Annotated in this window: 10 protein-coding genes and 1 tRNA gene; 8 read left to right on the top strand and 3 right to left on the bottom strand. The window is 64.9% G+C overall.

The window, feature by feature from the left end:
- Positions 1 to 261: 261 nt before the first annotated feature.
- A tRNA-Arg gene (locus ETD86_RS11000) sits at positions 262 to 334 on the top strand.
- 366 nt (positions 335 to 700) lie between these two features.
- Here ETD86_RS11000 and ETD86_RS10995 read toward each other — a convergent pair.
- A complete protein-coding gene (locus ETD86_RS10995) occupies positions 701 to 1,804 on the bottom strand; it encodes a DUF6461 domain-containing protein (protein WP_138666027.1) in 1,104 nt (367 codons plus the stop codon).
- Between the two features lie 79 nt (positions 1,805 to 1,883).
- Positions 1,884 to 7,388, bottom strand: a complete 5,505-nt coding sequence (locus ETD86_RS10990; RefSeq protein ID WP_170222993.1) for a DNRLRE domain-containing protein — start codon at positions 7,386 to 7,388, stop codon at positions 1,884 to 1,886.
- 675 nt (positions 7,389 to 8,063) lie between these two features.
- Between ETD86_RS10990 and ETD86_RS10985 the strand changes: the two genes are divergently transcribed.
- The 5 genes from ETD86_RS10985 to ETD86_RS10965 all read left to right on the top strand — a co-directional run bounded on the left by ETD86_RS10985 (position 8,064) and on the right by ETD86_RS10965 (position 15,572).
- A complete protein-coding gene (locus tag ETD86_RS10985) occupies positions 8,064 to 10,115 on the top strand; it encodes a hypothetical protein (RefSeq protein ID WP_138666025.1) in 2,052 nt (683 codons plus the stop codon).
- Positions 10,112 to 10,702 carry a hypothetical protein gene (locus ETD86_RS10980; RefSeq protein WP_138666024.1) on the top strand — a complete coding sequence of 197 codons (591 nt, stop codon included), beginning with the start codon at positions 10,112 to 10,114 and terminating at the stop codon, positions 10,700 to 10,702. Before ETD86_RS10985 ends, ETD86_RS10980 begins: the two co-directional genes overlap by 4 nt.
- A gap of 70 nt (positions 10,703 to 10,772) precedes the next feature.
- A complete protein-coding gene (locus tag ETD86_RS10975) occupies positions 10,773 to 11,009 on the top strand; it encodes a hypothetical protein (RefSeq protein ID WP_138666023.1) in 237 nt (78 codons plus the stop codon).
- A gap of 284 nt (positions 11,010 to 11,293) precedes the next feature.
- Positions 11,294 to 14,728 carry an ADP-ribosylglycohydrolase family protein gene (locus ETD86_RS10970; RefSeq protein WP_138666022.1) on the top strand — a complete coding sequence of 1,145 codons (3,435 nt, stop codon included), beginning with the start codon at positions 11,294 to 11,296 and terminating at the stop codon, positions 14,726 to 14,728.
- Positions 14,721 to 15,572 (top strand): carbohydrate kinase family protein, encoded by an 852-nt coding sequence (locus tag ETD86_RS10965; protein WP_138666021.1) that lies wholly within the window; start codon positions 14,721 to 14,723, stop codon positions 15,570 to 15,572. The genes ETD86_RS10970 and ETD86_RS10965 overlap by 8 nt, the downstream gene beginning before the upstream one ends.
- Before the next feature lie 109 nt (positions 15,573 to 15,681).
- On the opposite strand, the gene ETD86_RS10960 is transcribed toward ETD86_RS10965, so the two are convergent.
- Positions 15,682 to 16,284 (bottom strand): Pycsar system effector family protein, encoded by a 603-nt coding sequence (locus tag ETD86_RS10960; protein ID WP_138666020.1) that lies wholly within the window; start codon positions 16,282 to 16,284, stop codon positions 15,682 to 15,684.
- A 341-nt stretch (positions 16,285 to 16,625) separates the two neighbouring features.
- Here ETD86_RS10960 and ETD86_RS56845 point away from each other — a divergent pair, with 341 nt between their 5' ends.
- Positions 16,626 to 16,940, top strand: a complete 315-nt coding sequence (locus ETD86_RS56845; protein WP_211369969.1) for a hypothetical protein — start codon at positions 16,626 to 16,628, stop codon at positions 16,938 to 16,940.
- Entirely contained in the window at positions 16,883 to 17,521 is a 639-nt protein-coding gene (locus ETD86_RS10955; protein WP_211369968.1) for an endonuclease/exonuclease/phosphatase family protein, read from the top strand. Before ETD86_RS56845 ends, ETD86_RS10955 begins: the two co-directional genes overlap by 58 nt.
- The last annotated feature ends 766 nt before the right edge of the window (positions 17,522 to 18,287 follow it).

Below are 18,287 nucleotides of genomic sequence, written 5' to 3'. Positions count from 1 at the left end.
CCCCCGCACCTGGCCCACCAGCAACCCCCCGGCAAGGATCGCCGGCGCCAGCAACGCCCCGAACAACACAACGGGCCGCCGCCGCACCTGCCTGCACCGCCTCCTGGTCACAGACAGACGCTATCCACGGTCCCTGCCCCCGAATCTGATCACTTGTCATGCCTTTACCGCAGCTCAGAGCACCCATAACCCAGCCCGCCAAACTCATCCCAGACCTACGTCCCACGCAGTGCCAGACTTTCGCTAGGCTTACGGGAGTCCGCCTCCGTAGCTCAGGGGATAGAGCACCGCTCTCCTAAAGCGGGTGCCGCAGGTTCGAATCCTGCCGGGGGCACTCATCTCCACCAGGCATTTTGCCGTCTGACCTGCGGTTTCTCGGCCGTAGGTCTTTTGCTTCCCAGGGCCTTGGTGGGCAGCAAAGGGCACCTGTATGCAGCCGTAGGACCATGATCACGGGATATATGCGGGATGATCTTGCTGGCGTTTTCCCAGGTCACTCCTAGTTTCATGGGTCACGCTGGCAAATGGCTCTTGCCTCTGAGCTGAGGTCTCGGCCTACTATTCCCACGGCCCGTCCAGCTACGCCGCCCATCCCGCTCATCGTCGGCTCCGGTGTCACCACGATCCGGAGGCGCCTCACGGCCGCTGCGGCCCCATGAGCGCCGGGCCCCAATGGTCTCCCGCCGCCTGCGTTGCCCGGCTACAGCCAGTTCTCGCCGCGGACGATGTAGTACTGGATCGCGGTGAGCGTACGGTGGCGAAGGTAGTCGCCGTTCTCATGGTTCAGATGAGTGGCCGCCGCTCGGCGCAGTGCGTTGGCAGCGGCCTTCTCCAGATCGGGGTCGAGCGCGTGCCGGAGTGTCTCGACCGCTTCCTGCCGCAGCATGAGCCGGCCGATTTCCGTGTCGTGGCCCGGCACGGCAAAACCGGTCGCACCGGAGCGCTCGTACACGACCTGGGCCTCCTGCCGCAGTGCCGCGTGCAGGCTCCTGAGCCGCTCACGAGCCGCCGCTGCGCGGGCGCCTCGCTCGCCGGTGGCCAGCAGGTCCAGGACCTCCTCCACGATGTGTCCGTCAAGGCCGGTGGTACGCAGTGCCAGGTCCACGGCCAGGCGGACGATCTCCGGCAGCTTGTCCGGCCCGGGGGCGGCGGCCAGCGCGGCGATCCGCGGGTCAGCGGCGGCAAGTTCGCGCATCCGTCGGTCGAGGAACAACGCAGGGGTTGACGTGGAGTCGGACGGGATCACGAGCCGGTGGCGGCGCGCAAGCCACGCACGACCGACGCGGATACCGGACAGGCCCTCGCCCAAGGCAAAGGCGGCAGCCTTGCCGTTGCCGTGCCATTCGGCAGCGCTGACCGGCAAGGAGTCCAGCCAGTCGGCAACGGCGTCCGGGTCGTCGCCGGTGGCGGCGAACAACTCCATCGGGTCGAACGTGGCCAGGATCTCTCCGCGAGCGGCGAAGGTGACGGAGACGTGGAGGTTGACGGTCCAGCTCAGGCCCAGCGCCTCTCCACCCGAGGCGGTCAGCCGCCGCAGCAGCGCCGTGTCGGCGCCCACACAGGACATCGGCTCGATCAGAACCGCCCCGTCGCCCTCCACGCCGAACAGCGCCACCCGCCCGGATGTTTCGTCGTCTTCGTAGGAGTCCCAGAGCATCGCCTGGAGCTGGCTCCAGTCTGCGTCCACGTCGCCGAAGGGATCGGCACCGATGCCGCGCAGCGCCTCGTCAGCAGCGATGCCCTTCATCCAGACGAGGCCCACCGGGTCGGGGAAGACGTCGTCAATGTCCGCGTAGTCGCTCATGACCTCTCGTCCGTTCGCCGGGGTCTCCGGCACAGGCCGAGGCCTGTGCCGGAGACCGCTCGCCGATCAATCTAACTGATCAGTTGGGACCGATGGGATTGTCGACCCCGTCGATGCTGCAGCCTCGGAAATCGGAGATCTCTTCGGGGTACAGCGCCTCCGTGGCCACGATGCCGGGGGCTCCGCTCGCCGGTCGTGAATGCCCCAGCTGGACGACGTCCACCCAGAAGGGCGAGCGCTCTCTGATGCGGTTTCTTTGGTAGAAGACCGACAACCGGGAACCGGATGAGCAGTTGTCGCTCTCATCCATGACCTTGACCGAGTAATTGGTACCGGATCCGGCTCCCTCCAGGGTAGTCGCGAACGGGAATTCGTCGCACGAGTCCGGCCTGGAGTACGCCCCTTCGTACAACCTGCACGCCGGAATCGCGACACCGCGGTTCTTGCGGTGTATTGCTGTGTCCCGCGTACGGTGCAGGCAACCGCCGGGCTGTCCGTCCACATAATTGCAGCCGGGATTGTTGACGTTCCAGCCGCCCGGAATCTTCTTGGTCGGCCATCCAGGGGGATTGGGCTTGCTGTTCTGCGGGTCGTACAGCGCCGTATAGATATTCTCCACGCTCTTCTCGACGGATTTCTTTCCCTTGTCGGTATCGTTGGCATTGAGAATGAAGATGGGCGCCACGGACCCGACGATGCATCCTCCGGCGTGTGCCGCGATCCAGTCGGCGCTGTCGCAGATGAAGGTCTGGACGTGCTTCTTCTCCCGGAAGCGCGGATGGAAGTACCACATCAGGTCGGTGATGTCTGGGTTGTCGATGTAGCGGACGAAGGGCTGCACGGCGCAGGTGCCGACTTTGTCCGGATGGTCGAGTCCATCCCAGGGCACGCTCAGCGTGAATTCGAAGTCGCCTCCGCCGGCCCAGTCGGTGATCTTGGCAGTCCTGCCATGAGTGCCGTCCTTGACGACTCCGCCCTCGACGTAGGTGGTCTTGCAGTTGAGACCGTTCTGGCCGAGCCCCAGGTTGAGCCGACGAGACCCCCAGTCAGAGTCGATGATGTTCACCTCGTCCAGCCGTGCCCAGACCTTGATCTGGCGGCTGTTGATGCCTGCTTTGGCATCCCTGGCCTGGGTGTTCTTGTTGCCCTTGCCGACGTGTGTGTGGAAGACGAGGGTCAGGCGCCCGTACCACTTGGCCACTCTACGGACGTCTTCCTCGTCGTCGAGGTTGTTGTCCTCGTCGCGCTCGCCGATCCACATCGCGTAGCACATGTTGTAGGAGTTCTTGTAGTGGAAGGCCCGCCTTACCGGACCTAAGTACGCCGCCTCCCAGGCAGGCCGCTCAGGTTTTCCGACAGCGGTCGCGCAGTCCTCGTGGGTCAGGCGGTTGTAGGGAAACTTCCTGGAGGCCGCCGCGGCCGCGCCGAGCCTCGACGTGTCAGGGCTGGGCGCCGGCAGATCGGTGAGTGTATAGAGCTGGACGACGTCCTCCTGAGCGAGTGGCCTCTGCGAGATGTGAGCCTCGTCGAGGTCACCCTGCATGCGGGCTCCGATGCTCATCGCGGACTCGACGTTCCACGTCGGGAAGCTGATGACCTGTGACTTCACCGGCGTGCCATTCAGATAGAGCGTGGCGGTCCTGGTGGTGGCGTCGTAACTCCCGGCCAAATGGAACCAGCCGTCGACAGGCGGCTCCACGCCTGACACCACGCCCTCCACCGCGGCGTCCGGGGCGTCCGCACTGGTGAAGGTGAACACCAGCCCGTCTTCGGGGTCGTTGCCGAGCAAGAAGGGCGCCTGATGCGTACCCTTCTGCTCGAACACCGAGTAGTCCCCGTCCTTGTCGCTCCATCTGAGCCAGGCGGCGACCGTGAAACTCTGATCCGTGCGGATCACTGGCCGCGCAGTCGTCGCGAGCGCCTGCTGCTGTCCCTTGCCTGTGTTGACGGTGAGCGGCTGCCAGTCCGCCCAGGGAGAGGCCGCCTGTCCGGCGATGGCGCGGGCGCGCCAGCGGACGCTCCAGCCGTCGCTGAGCGTGCCCTCGGGAAGGGGCACGCCGGCCTGGCCACCAGAGACGACGCCGTCGACGGCTCCGGTCCAGATCTGGCCGCTGCCCTGTCCGGCGGCGGCCGGGTCGTGCTCGACCTCGAACTCCGCCCTGAGCGGCTGCCCCTCCGGGCCGTTGACGACCACACGCAGGGTCGGCGTCAGGCTCGTCGTGACGGTCTTGCCGTTCACCAGCTGCGACGGGATGACCTCGAACGTCCCCACCGCCGGGTCCGTCGTGGCCACGGCCACGGTCGCGCTCTGCCACTCCGACCATGCCGACGTGGTCGTCGCGGTGGCGTTAACGGCACGAACGCGCCAGCGGATCTTCCATCCGTTGGACAGCTTGTCCACGGGTACGGCCGCGATGGCCTGGCCTCCGGAGGTGACGGCGGCCGAATCGCCCGCCCAGATCTGGCCGGTGCCCTGCCCGGTCGCGATGGGATCGTGCTCGACCTCGAACTGACCGATCAGTGTGCCCGGAGCGGTGTCAGCGACCGTCGCGGCCAGTTGCGGCGTGAGTGAGCCCACCATGGTGGTGCCGTTCACGACCTGCGAGGGAGTAATTGCCGGCCCGCTCACCGTGGGCGAGGAGGCCGGGCCGCTGCTGGTGATGATCAGCTTTGGCGGACTGGCGAAGTCCGTTTCTTCCGCGGAGGTGAATACCCGGTAGTTGCTGACGTTGGCCTCACCGGGCGACTTCAGCACCAGGCCATGGTTGGCCGCTCCAGACGCCCAGTCCTGCGCGATGCCGGTGACGTTCCACTCCATGCTGTCCGGCCAGGTGGCGCAGTCCTCGTTGACGCCCTTGGTGTTGGTCGAGGCGTCCTCGGTGGTGAGAGCGGGTTTGTTGGCCCAGTGCACATTGTCCGGGTCCCACGCGCTGGTCAGGCGAGCGACCTGGATGCCCGCACCGACCGTGGCGCCGCAGTTCTGGGCGTCGATGGTGTTCATCGACAGCTTGGCATCCGTCACCGTGCTGCCTGCCACGGCCGCGGTATCAAACTTCAGGTGCACCCGGTACTTGTAGCCACCAGTCTGAGTGCCCGCCAGCAGGAACGAGGCGGTCGGGTCGGCCGGCCAGTCCGCGTCGTTGTCGGAGTTCACCTCGACATCGTGGTTGAGCGGCAGCGCGACCGTGGGGTCCACACGCACCGGGTAGACGGTGTCCAGAGCGGTCAGGAACCTGTGGTCCGGCTTCAGTACCAACTCGGTCCGGCCGTCTTCGGTCACCACGTCAGTGCTGACCTTGGCCTGATCAGCCCCAGGCAGGACTCCCCGGGCACCCTTCTCCCACATCGTCGGCTGCGCCGCGGAGGCGACGATCTTGCCGGCCTTGTCCTTGAGCAGCAGACGCCCGCCTTTGCCTTCATCCAAGGTGAGCCCAGTGGTCTCGACGCCGATGCGTAGTTCCAGCGGTTTCGCCGGCCGTTCACGCAGGACGACATCGTGCCGAAATCCGGTAGGCAGCACCGTCACGACCAGGTCCGCGCCCTTGCCGGCCGCGTCCGCGTAAGTGACCACGCCGCCCTTCACCGAGGGGACCGGCAACGGAGTGGGCCAGCTCAGCGCGTACCTCTCTCCTTCAGCATCGGTGAGCTCCACGAAGGGGGATTCGCCGCCGTTTGACACCTTAACGCCGATCCCGGACTTGATCGCCTTGGGGCTCAGGACGCCGTCCTGGTTGGAGAGCGAGGTGTCGATGGGGACCCACGAGCCGTTCTGTTTCGTGCGTGCCGGACCCGCGGTGATCTCGGTACTGAACGTCTTCCCGTCGGGCTGCGCGTACGTGATGCTCGTCTCGGACGTCTCCTCGGGCACCTCCACCGGCTTGCCTTGTTGAACCGCTCGGTGGGCGGCCGCTATGCGGGCCATCGGCGAGTTCGACAGCGCCGAGCCGGACTTGCCCGCCACCCACCGCGTTCCGCTGCCGAGTGTGGCGTCATGCCCGGCCGGAGTAGTGCCGACCGCGGTCGATCCCTCACCTTCATTGAACTTCCAGCGCCCGACCTCGTCCGGCACGAAGGTCGCGCCAACGGCCTCCTCCCACTGCTCAGGAGTCAGGTCGTCCGGCGTGGCGAGTCCCAGCTGAGAATCCTCCATCGAGTAGTCGAAGGGGACGCTTTCGCGTGCGGCGAGGACTTCGTCCTCCGTCATCAGCGGCGCGCTCAGTTCCTCCGTCGAGGGGAAACTGTTGTCCCGGGCGTCGCCTACGGTCGGGATTTCCTTGTACGGGATCATGAATCCCGTGGTCCTGACCGGGGCGGGCGTGTAGTAGATGATGAGGGCGGGTGGGTGGCGGTAGCCCGGGTAAGGATCGCCGCCGCCGAACTGGCTGGAGTAGTACTGGCGCCAGTTGATCGCGGCGGTCTCGCTGGCGGCCTTCAGCACCATCCCGTGGTTGGCCACGCCTTGCTGGATCCAGGCGCGGGTCATGGCGGTGACCTCGTAGAAGAGTTCCTCGTCCTTGGCGCACCAACTGGCGGGGTCGGCGTCGTAGTTGTAGCCGGCCCGGTTCACCGTCTCGGCGGCCGTGCTCGAGGGCTGGTTGTACCAGTCCAGGCTGTCAATCGTGCCGTCGAGGGTCCATGCGGAATCGACGCGCGCGGCCCGGATGCCGGAGCCGCCCATCGGGTCCCCGCACAGCTCTCCGTTGGGGCCGCCGGACTTGTAGTTCCACATCCGCAGGTCCGCGTCGTGGACGGTGGCCCCCTGCAGCACGGGGTCGGTGGTGTCGAACTTCATGTACACGCGGGCGATGTCCGCGCTGGTCGAGGTGGTGCCAGCGCGCAGGTATCCGGCAGCGGCGTTGTTGTTGTACGGGTCGTTCCTGCTGACCCAGGCGTCGTCGGGGGCGCCGCCGCCGAACCATTCGGAGGCTGCCGCCACGGTCACCGGGTAGGTCACCGCCGGGTCGGCCAGGAACTTCTCATCCGGGGAGAACACCAGCTCCGAGGTCTTCCCGGAGGTCTCCACGCGCGCCTTGACCGGGGAGGTCCTGCCCTGCTCGGGGGCGGCCTCCACCTTGGCGTCCGTCGCGGTCAGCACGATCGGCGCGGCCTTGGCCTCGCCCTTGGCGTCCTGGAGTTGCGGCAGCCCCTGCGGCGTCTTACCGAAGTTGGTGCCTTCGGGCAGGGTGAGCGGCAGCCGCACGGTCACCGGGCCGGTCGGCCGCTGCCGGAAGACCACCTGGGAGACGAAGCCGTCGGCCTGAGCCAGCACCACCAGGTCCGCCCCCGGTGCGACGGCGTCGGGGTAGGTGACCGCGCTGCCGGAGATCTTGGGTTCCGGCAGCGCGCGGGTCACGCCCAGGCCGGTCTTGCCGTGCTTGCCGTCCGCGGACACCAGGTCCTTGGTGCCGCGTCCGCCGAAGGTCAGCGGGGTCTTGACCCGGGAGGCCTGCAGCTTGCCGTCGCGGGTCACGATGCTGGTGTCGATAGGCTCCCAGGCGCCGCTGGCCGGGTTCTTGAGCTGCACGGGCCGGGTGTACAGCTCGGCTCGCAGGTTCTTGCCGTCGGGGTTGGCCCAGACCTTCATGGTCTCGGTGAACTGGGAGGGTACCTCGACGGGCTTTCCGGATTTGGCGGCCTTGTCCCAGGCGGTCTTGAGGACTGGCTCGGAAGTGGCGCCTGATGGCGTTGTCGATGCGGAGGTTGGGGTGGCGGGTGGCGTGGGGCCCTGGGCGATCGCAGGCGCGCTCATGAGCGAGAGCGGCAGTGTCAGTGCCGTGATCAGGGCAGCGCGGCGGCGTGTCCGGGCGGATAAGCCGGACGCTGATCGGCGTGTTTTCACTCACAGCCTTTCGAACAGACGTGGCAAAACCAGCCGATCATCACATAGGGCAAAGCTAAAAGTAAAGATCGTTTTCAGTAACGGGAAAGAGATGCTCCGTAGGGGACAGCCGACACGCAGGCGACCTCGCCGACACGGGCGGCCCAGCGCAGGTGAGCGGCGGCTTCGAGGGGATTGCCTGTATGAATCGCATACGTTGGTGAGTACGGCAATGACTCGGCCTGTCTCTGCCTACTTGCTCGACCTGGTGTGACCATGTGGCTATAGGACCGAACCGGAGAGGCCGCCCGCTGCGTACGTCCTGGCGTCTGGGCGTCTCAGAGCCGGGGAAATGACCATGCTGGTACGTTATGCGCCCCTCGCGGGGCCGGCTGGGCTGGGGGACAATCCGATCGTCCTCGTCCGAGCTGGAGACCCGTTATGACGACTTCGCCGTCACCGGTTCCGACTCCGCAGGCAACTCCCGATCGGCCGACGGCCGATCCCCATCCCCGGACCGATACGACGCCGGCGCCTCCATCCCTGACCCCGCCGCCGGTCGCCGAACCGCCCGACTGGAATTACTCGGGGATCGATCCCAATCTGATGCACGACTTTGAGCGCGACCTTGGCCAGGCGGAGACCACGCTCGGCAGAAGCGAGCCACATATCCGCCGGATACTGCAGGACCTCGATCTGGACACCTCGCGGCTGAATGCGATTCGGGAGCTCGGTAACTGGATCGGGGCCAAACGCCCGGAGTTACGGCGGCGCAACGAGACCATCCAGGCCGTGACCACGAAATGGGGCACAGACACGACCGGCGGCAAGCGCCCCTTCGACGAGGCGCTGTACACCAGGGCTTCCGGCGATCCCGACGCGTACGCCGCCGCGCTCAAGCTGGGCGAGGTCTCCCCTACCGGCAAGGTGGACGAAAAGACGATCGCTGAGCTGGAGAAGCGGGCGGGTGACCCGCAGTTCGCCACATCCCTGATGTACGCGCTGGGGACCCAGCGGTTCCGTCACCTTATGGCAGCGCTGGCGTACCCGAAGGACGCCAGCAAAAAGCGGCTGCAGGCGGCCCTGGGCAAGGCCCTCGGCGCGGCCAGCTCACGATTGAATAAGTCGTGGCAGAAGGAACTGCTCTCTAACCTGCGAGTGCCGGTAGATCAGCACGGGCTGGCGAATTTGCTTCCGCATGGGAAGTTCAACAAAGACTTCTTAATCAGCGTGGCGGTGACGCTGGAGGCCATCGACCGAAAGACGTGGAAGGACGGGCCGGAGAATCCGGAGGATCCGATGGTCGGCGCGTGGAAGGCGCTCGCCAAGCATCCGAGAGCGGCCCAAGAATTCCTCATTTTCAATCCCGGCGTGTTGCAGCGCTTCGTGGCCGAACGCCCCATGTACGACAGCGGCAAATCCTTCGGCCAGGCACTGGAGGCCGCGACGATGACCTACCGGGACCGCGACGGGACACCACAAGAGCGATCACCGGGATTCTACTCGGCCAAGCTGGTCACGAACCTCATTAATTTGCAGGGCCAACTCTACCTGGAAGAAAAACCGGTGCACGTGCCGATTGCAACCAATACCCGCATCCTGACCGCATATATGAATGACGTCACCCGTATCGCACGGACACCCAGCAGGGGAGATTCAGAAGTATTCACGGCAGACCGACCAAATCTGCCACCCGAGGATCAGGTCTGGGGCGCGGCATTCAACCGGGATCATATGCGGAGGGTCATGAGTCGCGCGTTTCAGCACGACCCGAAGGCGTTGGCAACACTGACGACAGCCCAGACCGCATGGGCGAAGAAGATGCTGGATTATGGAGCTGCACAGGCGGCCGCGGGAAAGGGAAGAAACGCTCTTCTAGTCAATGCAAGGGAAGCTGCTGCCGGTTTTGGATTGATAGCCGACGCCAGCGGGATCGCCAAAATAAAGGCGGGCAAGGAACAGGACGCAGCCCAGGAGCGGAATATGAAGCTGTTCATGGCTGCGGTAAACACTGGACTCGGCATTCCACAAGCTGCTCCCTGGGCGATAGCAGCTAACATCCTAGGCTCGTGGACCAGCTTGATCGAAGAGACTGCCAAGACCGAAAAGAATGCGAACAAGGGAGCACACGAGGCCAACACAGGAAAGGACAAGGCCGAGTTCTTGGTCGAACAACTCACTATTGACGCCATGCTCAGGCACGGATTGTTTGGCAAGAGCGACCCTCCTGCCCCTACACATCCGTGGAGCTCGCTGGAAGATCTGGACGAGGGAGACGACCCTCGCAAGTCGCCGAACAACTTCCTGAAAGACGGCGGGAGCTCGCTGATGACTCCGAAAGAGATGGCCCCGTACCCGGGGGATGTCCAGCCACGCCTCGATGCCTTCGACAGATGGCTGCGTGAAGGGTTTGCCGGAAAGCAGTGGGAGGAACTTGAAGAGACGTTGAAAGACGGCATCCGCGACGGCGCGTCGGGGTTCAAAGAATCATGAAAGGCCACATCTTCTCCCCAATCGCGACAATAACTGCATTACTCCTGCTGGCCGCTTGCCAGGAACAAACGAGCCCTCCGGTAAACACGACACCACTTCCGTCGGTCGCGGCTCCACCATATATCTGCGACTATATTCCGCTGGGCGCGGTACAACTGATGACTGGCATACGCGAACCAATCGTCAAAGGCAATTTCGACTTGACTGTGGGCAAAGAGCTGGACGGAAAGAACTATGGCACCGGCGGTTGCTGGATCTACCAACCGACGGGAAACAAGTCGAAGGTGCTGCAGATTTCCCTCTCTCCCGCCGGATCGAAACAAGAGGTGGAGTGGGAGATCAGCCAGGGAGCCAAGCCTCTTCCCGAGATCATTCCCGGAGCGATCGGCCATTACAGTCAGGACGGCAGCGCTGATAACGCTCAGGCGTCTGCGGTTCTCGTACACGGCCTCAACGAGGTGATCGTAGACCTGATTCACGGTGTCAAGGGACGGGACAATGCCGCCGACGCGGCCGCCTTGATGGAGTTGATCGCACCGAAGTTGATCCCCGGTGCGACCCCCACCACCGAGAAGACCAGGGACTGAGCCGATGCCCGCGATGGTGAAGAACCCACTGCACGAGGCACTCCAGCACGCCATACGCACGATAGGCCCGATGATCGAGCAGCTCAACGTTGACGTCGACAGGCCCTGCCGAGCCTTCCATACCGGCAAGGTCTGGACCGGCCCCTCCGCCAAGCTGTTCGATACCCAACTCACGCACTTCAGTACACGAGCCCGTACTTCCGGCCAGGCAATCATGGAGGAGTTGCGGCAGGTGCTCAGCCGTACACCGAGTGAGGTTACTGAAGAAGAGGCTACCTCCATCAAGCACAAATATAGACTTTCCTAACGCCAACGTGATCACACTTCGGCCATGACGGGCGGAAAGAACCGTTTCGAGAGTGGTGCACCTCGGTTCTGTCGTGAGGATTCAGGCAACTGTTCGGCGGCGGAGAATAGTAGAACAGGAAGTCCAAGCAGGTGGAAGTGGGCCCACGCCCAGTGTAGAACCGATCGAGACGGCTTCACACAACATCGGTCCTGCCGCGCGGACCTTGGCCGTACAACGCCGTTAAACGCTCGTCTACCCGGGACGGGATACCACATGCGACTCACACACATACCGAGCTGATCGTGCCGATATTTCAGGAGGGGAAAACCAGATCTGTCGTTGCGCATGACCGTTCGCTCGATCTGTTCGCCAACCGCTACGAGCTGACCCGGCATGTCGTCACACTCATCAACGAAGACCCACCCCCAGAACGGATCCTCTACCTGCACGGGCTGGGCGGAAACGGCAAGTCGTTGCTGCTGCGGCACCTGGAGAAGCGTTGCTGCCTGCGTACCGACAGGTGGGAGAGCGTTCACGACGCCTCTGACCCCGAACTTCTGGAGCAACTGGCCCAGCATGGTCAGCAGGTGCCCATGGCCAGAATCGACTTCGGAGCCCGGCCGGCAGGTGAGAACCGTCCGCAGGAGGCGTTCTCGGCATTGTTCATGCTCAAACGCCAACTGGCCCAGCACGGGATCGCCACGCCCCGCTTCGACTTCGCCGCCATCACCTACCTCCACAAGCTCGGCTTCGACATCGCCCACAGGGTCCCCGAGTTGTTCCCCCGCGGCGAGGTCAACATCGCGTTGGACATCGCCGATGCGGTGTTGACCCTGCCGGTTCTGCGCGTGGGGCAGCAACTGTTCCAGATGCTCAACGCGCGCATGGACAAGGCCTTCACCCGCCGGCGGATGCAACGCCGTCTCTCGCAGGAGGACGCCGAGCACATCCTGGCGCTGGTGCCTGAGCCGGACCTACTGCATGAGCTGCCGCGGCTGTTCGCCAAGGATCTCAACGACGCTGCCGGCGACTATGCACGGATCGTGTTGCTCTTCGACACCCACGAGGCGTTCTTCGGCGAGGCCATCGGGGATGCCGACAGCCTGATCCACGCCGACAAACTGATGCGCGACGAGTGGCTGCGCTGCCTGCTCGGCCACCTCGATCTGGGAGCCGGGATCATCGCCATCGTGGCAGGCCGCACGCGTCCACCGTGGCCCTCCGCGCCCGTCTACCCCATCCCGGAGCGCTACATCGACCACCGGCTGGTCGGCCACCTGACCACCGCCGATGCGACGCAGTACCTCACCCTGGCTGGCATCACCGACCCAGCCATGCAGGCAGCGCTGGTGACCTACGCCTCTACCGCTCCCGATGAGGTGCACCCCTACTTCCTGGGCTTGTGCGCCGACGTGGCACTGGCCGCCGGCTCCCGTCTGGATCCTGCCGACTTCGCCTCGTTGGTCGACAAGGAACGCGACCTGGCTCACCGGTTGCTGCAGTGGACGCCTGCCGAAGCCGAGTACGGCATCCTGGCCGTGAGCGCCTGCCGCGCCTTCACCGCCGAGACCTTCCACCACCTCGGCCAGACGCTGGACTTCCCCTGCGATCGCAGCGCCTTCAGCAAACTGACGGCCTTCTCCTTCATTTCACCGCTACGGGGCGGTACGGCCAGCGGATCCGGTGCGTACACCATGCACAACATCCTGCGCCGGTCACTTCAACACGTCCGGCCGGCGGAGGTGCACAGGTCCCATGAGGTGCTGGCTCGGCACTACAGGGGGCGCCAGGAGTTCACCGCCGAGTTGGAAGCGGCCTATCACCTGAGCCATCTCGACTCCGCCCAAGGCGTCACGGCCTGGGTCACGCTCATGGATCGCAGCCTGGCCACCGGCCGCTTCGACCAATGCCGTGCCCTCGCAAGCCTGCTCAGCGACCTGCGCATCGGCCGCGACGAAGACAAAGGCCGCTGCCTGTACCGCGTGGCCCGCGCCTACCTCGGACTCGGCCGCTGGAGCCAGGCCGAAGCCCTGCTGGACGGGCTACCTCACCGGTCAGCACACGCCGAACTGCTCCGCGCCGAGGTGGCCTTCTGCAGAGGCGACTTCGAAAATGCCGACAATCTCGCCCAGGCGGCGTTGGCGCTCACGGAAGTGGACGCCCGGGAAGGCTTTCTGTTCCGGTTGGCCGAGATCGAGCTGTATCGAGGGCGTTTCCCAGAAGGACGCGAGCACGCCACCGAGGGCATGAACGCCACGACCGATCAGGCACCCTGGCTCAAACTTCTCGGCGAGATCGAATACTTCTCCGGCAACGTCGAGCGTGCCGACACACTCATCAACCAGGCGTTGCAGGACGTGGCTGCCCGTCCCTCCCACCTGCGCGACCAGGCCCTGTACGCCGGCCTACTGCAGGACGCAGCGCTGGTCGCCGAGGCCACCGGCGCCTGGAGCGTCGCGTTGGACAGCCAGAACAAGGCACTCGACATTCGTAAAGCGTCAGAAGACGCCCGCGGAATCGCTCAGTCCCTCCACGGGCTGGGCAAGGCCCAATGCGGTCTCGGCCGGGCGAGAGAAGCCGCCCAGACGCTTGCCGAGGCCGGTCGCGCAGCCCGAGATCTCGGCGACGGCCTGCTCGCCGCGAAGGTCACCCACAGCGAAGCCGACGTCCGCCAGGCCAACGGCGACCATGCGGGCGCGTGGCAGCTGACCGTCCAGGCCCTGCAAGAGTTCGAGCACCACGGCACCCCCTACGACGTGGCCTCCGCATGCCTTTCACTGGCCCGCCTGGCGCAACGTCGCGAACGGGTCCAGTACGCCGACCGCGGACGGCGCGCCATCGAGCGGGGTGGGTTCGGTGTCCTCGCCCAGTTGTTCCCCGACCAGTCGATCCCATCCGCGGTACGCATCCTCAACGGGCTTACCGGCTTCTGCTGCGGCGACGCGCTCGGCGTCCCCTGGGAGGGCAAGCGTCCCCGGGACATCCTTCTCTCCGACACACTCACCACACGAGAGGGATGGCCGCTCGGCAGCACGTCCGACGACACCGAACAGCTCATCTTGCTCGCCCAGAATCTGATCGGCACCGGCGGCTCAGAGGCCGCCTTTCTCACTGCCCTCGCCGCAGCATTGCCGACCATACGGGGAGCCGGCCCCACCACTCGGCGAGCCGTGGCGCGGTTTGAGGCAACCGGAGAACTGGTAGCCGATGGCGGAGCGACCAACGGCGCCATGATGCGCGTGCTGCCCATCGGCTGGGCCCTGCCCGCCACCGATGCCGAACGCCGCCGTGAGCTGGCCGTACGAATGACGAAGACCACCCATGCCCACCCGAAGGCCATCGCCACCGCCAGCGCTGTGGCCGCCATGGGATCTTGGGCGTTCGAGGCCTGTACCGCCGAGCACCTGATCGCCGTCGCCCAAGAAGAACTCAATCACTTCAACGTCCCCTTCACCGCAGAATGGGAGCCCGATTCGGGCGGAGTATCGCTGGATGTCATGGACACATTGGGCGCGATCCTGCATGTACTCCACCTTCACGACGAACCGGTTGAGGCCATGCGGTATGCGGTCAGCCTTGGTGGGGACACTGACACCGTGGCTGCAATCATCGGAGGCATCCTGAGCTGCCGCCAAGACTCGGCGGACATCCCCTGGGCACCACAAGTCGCTCTCCCGGCAGGGCTGGACGCGCTTGCCGAAGGGCTGTGGGCCATGCGACGGGCGGCGTATGCCTGACTTCTGGATCATCGGCCCCATCGCCTGGGACCTCGCCCTGTACGTTGACCGCATCCCCGCCAGCGGTCACTTCGTCCAAGCCGGCGAAAGCGTCGAGCGGCCAGGTGGGACCGGCGCTAATGTCGCCGTCGCGCTGAGCCAGGCCGGGGGCCGTGTCAACATGGTCGGCTACGTGGGAGCTGATGCCGCCGGCCGGAACATGACGAAGACGCTCACTGCTGCCGGGGTCGACGTCGAACATGTGCAGGTCCTGCCGGGGCACACATCCTCCGTCGTTCTGCTCATCGAACCCAACGGCGAGCGGACCATCATCGGCATCCACACTGACCTGCTGCACACCATCACGATTCCGACCGACGCCGTGGCGCCAGGAGACATCGTCTACTTCGCCGCCTGGCACGACTCCTTCACCACCGCAGCCCAAACGATGGCAGCCGCAGGAGCACTGGTCACCAGCGTCCCACCGGGCACCACCCCCGCCATGCGATACCTGATCGGATCCCGTAACGACTTCTCCGCAATCCCCGAGGACGCCACCGCGATCGTGACCGAAGGCGCCAAAGGCGCCACCGTCTACTCATCGGGCAAGAGCGACCACTACCCGTCCATCCCGACAGATGCAGTAGACACCACTGGAGCTGGGGACGCCTTCGCAGCAGGCTTCCTCTGGGGGATCGGCAACAAAGGAACTCTGACCGAAGGCGTCAATCTCGGTCTCGCTTGGGCCGCTGCCACTGTGCAGACGAAGTCGTCCATGCTAAACGCCACTTCAGCGTCAAAGGCTGGAGTATCAGACCCATGTCATAGGGAATCGCCGAGCAACCCGCTGTTCCACACTCCCTGACACGGAAGCTGCAGACTTGGATCTCTGACATGGCAGTAGACACGAGAAAGGCCACTGCATCATGCTCCTATGCAACGGCAATCCGATCTTGTAGCTGTTGTCAGGGCTATTACAGCTGGCTGCGGATCACCAGGGTAGCGCCAGCCGCTATCAGCGCGATCAGAGCAATCGAGGTCAGGATCCATCCGGCGTTGATCAAGCGGTGCTTGCGCAGTACAACCTTAGCCAGGCCATGAACGTTGTAGGCGAGGGTCGTGATCTCGAACTCTTCGTCAGCTGTCCGCAGCCTCTCGAAAACCCACTCCCAGCGAAGCCTGGCGAGATGTCCGAAATACCAGAGTCCCTCCGGCCGATAGGTTTCCTGCCTGTCCGGAACGATTCCCAGCTGCGCGAAGTCTGTGCGAATGTTGTAGCTGTGTCGCGATTGCAGGCAAGCCGTGGCGAATCCGATAGAACAGCAGAGAGCGGCGAGTGCCACCACCAGAAAGATCCACGTCTCAGGCCCGATAACGATTCCGGATTTGCGCAGTTCGGAGATGCTACCGAATAACAAGCCAAAGGTGATTGTCGCGAACACCCCATTGACAGTGAGGATAAGCTGTGCCTTCGATTCGGCGACTTTGTACCAATCGATGACCCGGTCGTACATACGGCGCGCGTACTCCACGCTGGGTAGTGCGAGGGAAGGACTTACTTTCGGCAGGTCGCTCATATGCGCAGAGTAAGCCATGAAAGCCGGAAACCGTAATACACTATAGGGAGATCGCATGATCAATGCGGCAGCAACTCGTTCACGGTAGTGGTAGGTCACTCCCGATATTGATCACGTAAACCACTTCTCCCGTCGCCGGGTGTGTTGGGATAGATGAGACGTGTGGAAATCTATGGACCGCTGTCCCGCGGGAACATCGCGGCATGACGAGCGGCACCAAGTGACATGGCCCTGGTCGCCTGAGCGCCGAGAGCGGAGAGACGTGCGCAAAATAACGTAAGCGATGCGGAAAGTGGCGAAAGCCTGCAAGGATCGCGCCGTGCCCGATCTTCCGTATCGTCTTGGTCGCACTCGCGGCGCTGACCGCCACCGTCCTGGCCTTCCCCCGGGCCGTGCCGAATGGGATCGGCCACCTCGGCAGCCTGGTCGAGACGTTCCTGCCGTGGCTCGCGCTGATTGTTCCCGTGCTGCTCGGCCTGGCCTGGTGGCGGCGCTCCGCGGTGAGCGCGCTGGCCGCGCTGCTGCCGACCGCCACCTGGCTTTCCCAGTTCGGCGGGCACGTGTTGCCCGCGAGGACCAGCCGCATCATCTGGTCGCGGTGCAGCACAACGCCAGTGAGGAGAACGCCGACCCGGTCGGCACTGCGCGCGAGCTGATCGCGGCCCGGCCGGACCTGATCGGCCTGGAGGAGCTCGTACCAGCAGCCCTGCCGACCTGGGACGCCGCGCTGCGCGCCGAGTATCCGTATCGGACGGTGCAAGGCACGGTCGGCCTCTGGTCCCGCCACCCCCTCGCCGAGGCGGCCCCGGTGGACATCCGCCCGCACGACGTCGGCCCTGACTGGAACCGGGGGCTGCGCGCGGTCGCCTGCACCCCGCACGGCGACATCGCGATCTACGTTGCTCACCTGCCCTCGGTGCGAATCGGTCTGGGCGGATTCGACTCCGTACGCCGGGACGAGAGTGCCCGCCGGCTCGGCGCGGTGCTGGCCGCTGAACCAATCGACCGCATCCTTCTGCTCGGTGACCTCAACAGCACCGTCGACGACCGCGGGTTGCGCCCGGTCCTCTCGCTGATGGCTGCCCCACCTCGCGATTTCGCCTTCAGCTGGCCGGCCCGCGCCCCGCTGGCGCGCATCGACCAGATCCTGAGCCGCGCGATGACGGTGACCGAGATCCAATCGCTCCCCAGGACGGGCAGCGACCACCTACCGATCGCCGCCAACATCCGCCTCTGATCCCGAATACGGCGCGTTATCCATGGATCAGGTGGCATGCGCGGTTTCGGATGCGGAATTCAGGACGGGAAGGCGGAAACAGTTCGTCGCACATCGCAGCGATCAGCGACCCCTCTCGCTTGTTGCCCTCGTCTTCCCTATCAATACGCCTCGGCTCTTCCACACGATCAACGCGAGTCGTTGGCCTTTTGCGCAGGACCCGGCGCTGAGGCGGACGCGGCATGGTGGAAGTCGCTGATCGATGACGGTTCCCTGACAATGTCGCCTTGTTCTTCGACACCTTGGGATTCGGCGTGGACCTCGCCGAGGGTGACGGCGTTCGATGCGCGGACGTGGACGTCGATGGCACGGCGAGCACCACGGGCCGCTCGGAAATGACTGGGCGCGGCGTCGGCGCCGAGGCGACCGTCATTCGAGGTGAGAAGCCGTTGGCGTCCCATGAACTCGACCAGAGGCCGACGCCTACGCACGCCAGGAAGCCAGCGATGAGTGCCGGTCGCGTGAGGCGGTCCCAGCCTCGAAGAGGGGATCGTTCTGGCGGGACCGGGGTCGAGTACCTTCTCCAGCCAAGCGAGTCGGATGCGGCGAGGAGCCGGGGCCGAAGCGGCAGGCCGTACGGCGGGCGCCCCACCGGATGCGATTCTCCGGGAGGGACGGTGGAGCGGTTCTGATCTCTGTTCATGGTCCTCCTCTCGCTGCCCGTGCATGCAAGAGTGACGCAACGTAACGTCCCCTGGCGGGAACGACGCGGCATGACGAGCGGCAT

Source organism: Nonomuraea turkmeniaca (assembly GCF_005889735.1).
Lineage (GTDB): Bacteria > Actinomycetota > Actinomycetes > Streptosporangiales > Streptosporangiaceae > Nonomuraea > Nonomuraea turkmeniaca.
The sequence above is the reverse complement of the archived record's forward strand: the minus strand, read 5'-3'. Positions and strand labels throughout refer to the sequence as shown.

Coding starts and splice junctions, on each gene's coding strand:
- ETD86_RS10995 (WP_138666027.1), bottom strand. CDS start 1,804: ATGAGCGACTACGCGGACATTGACGACGTCTTCCCCGACCCGGTGGGC.
- ETD86_RS10990 (WP_170222993.1), bottom strand. CDS start 7,388: ATGAAGGTCTGGGCCAACCCCGACGGCAAGAACCTGCGAGCCGAGCTG.
- ETD86_RS10985 (WP_138666025.1), top strand. CDS start 8,064: ATGACGACTTCGCCGTCACCGGTTCCGACTCCGCAGGCAACTCCCGAT.
- ETD86_RS10980 (WP_138666024.1), top strand. CDS start 10,112: ATGAAAGGCCACATCTTCTCCCCAATCGCGACAATAACTGCATTACTC.
- ETD86_RS10975 (WP_138666023.1), top strand. CDS start 10,773: ATGATCGAGCAGCTCAACGTTGACGTCGACAGGCCCTGCCGAGCCTTC.
- ETD86_RS10965 (WP_138666021.1), top strand. CDS start 14,721: ATGCCTGACTTCTGGATCATCGGCCCCATCGCCTGGGACCTCGCCCTG.
- ETD86_RS10960 (WP_138666020.1), bottom strand. CDS start 16,284: ATGAGCGACCTGCCGAAAGTAAGTCCTTCCCTCGCACTACCCAGCGTG.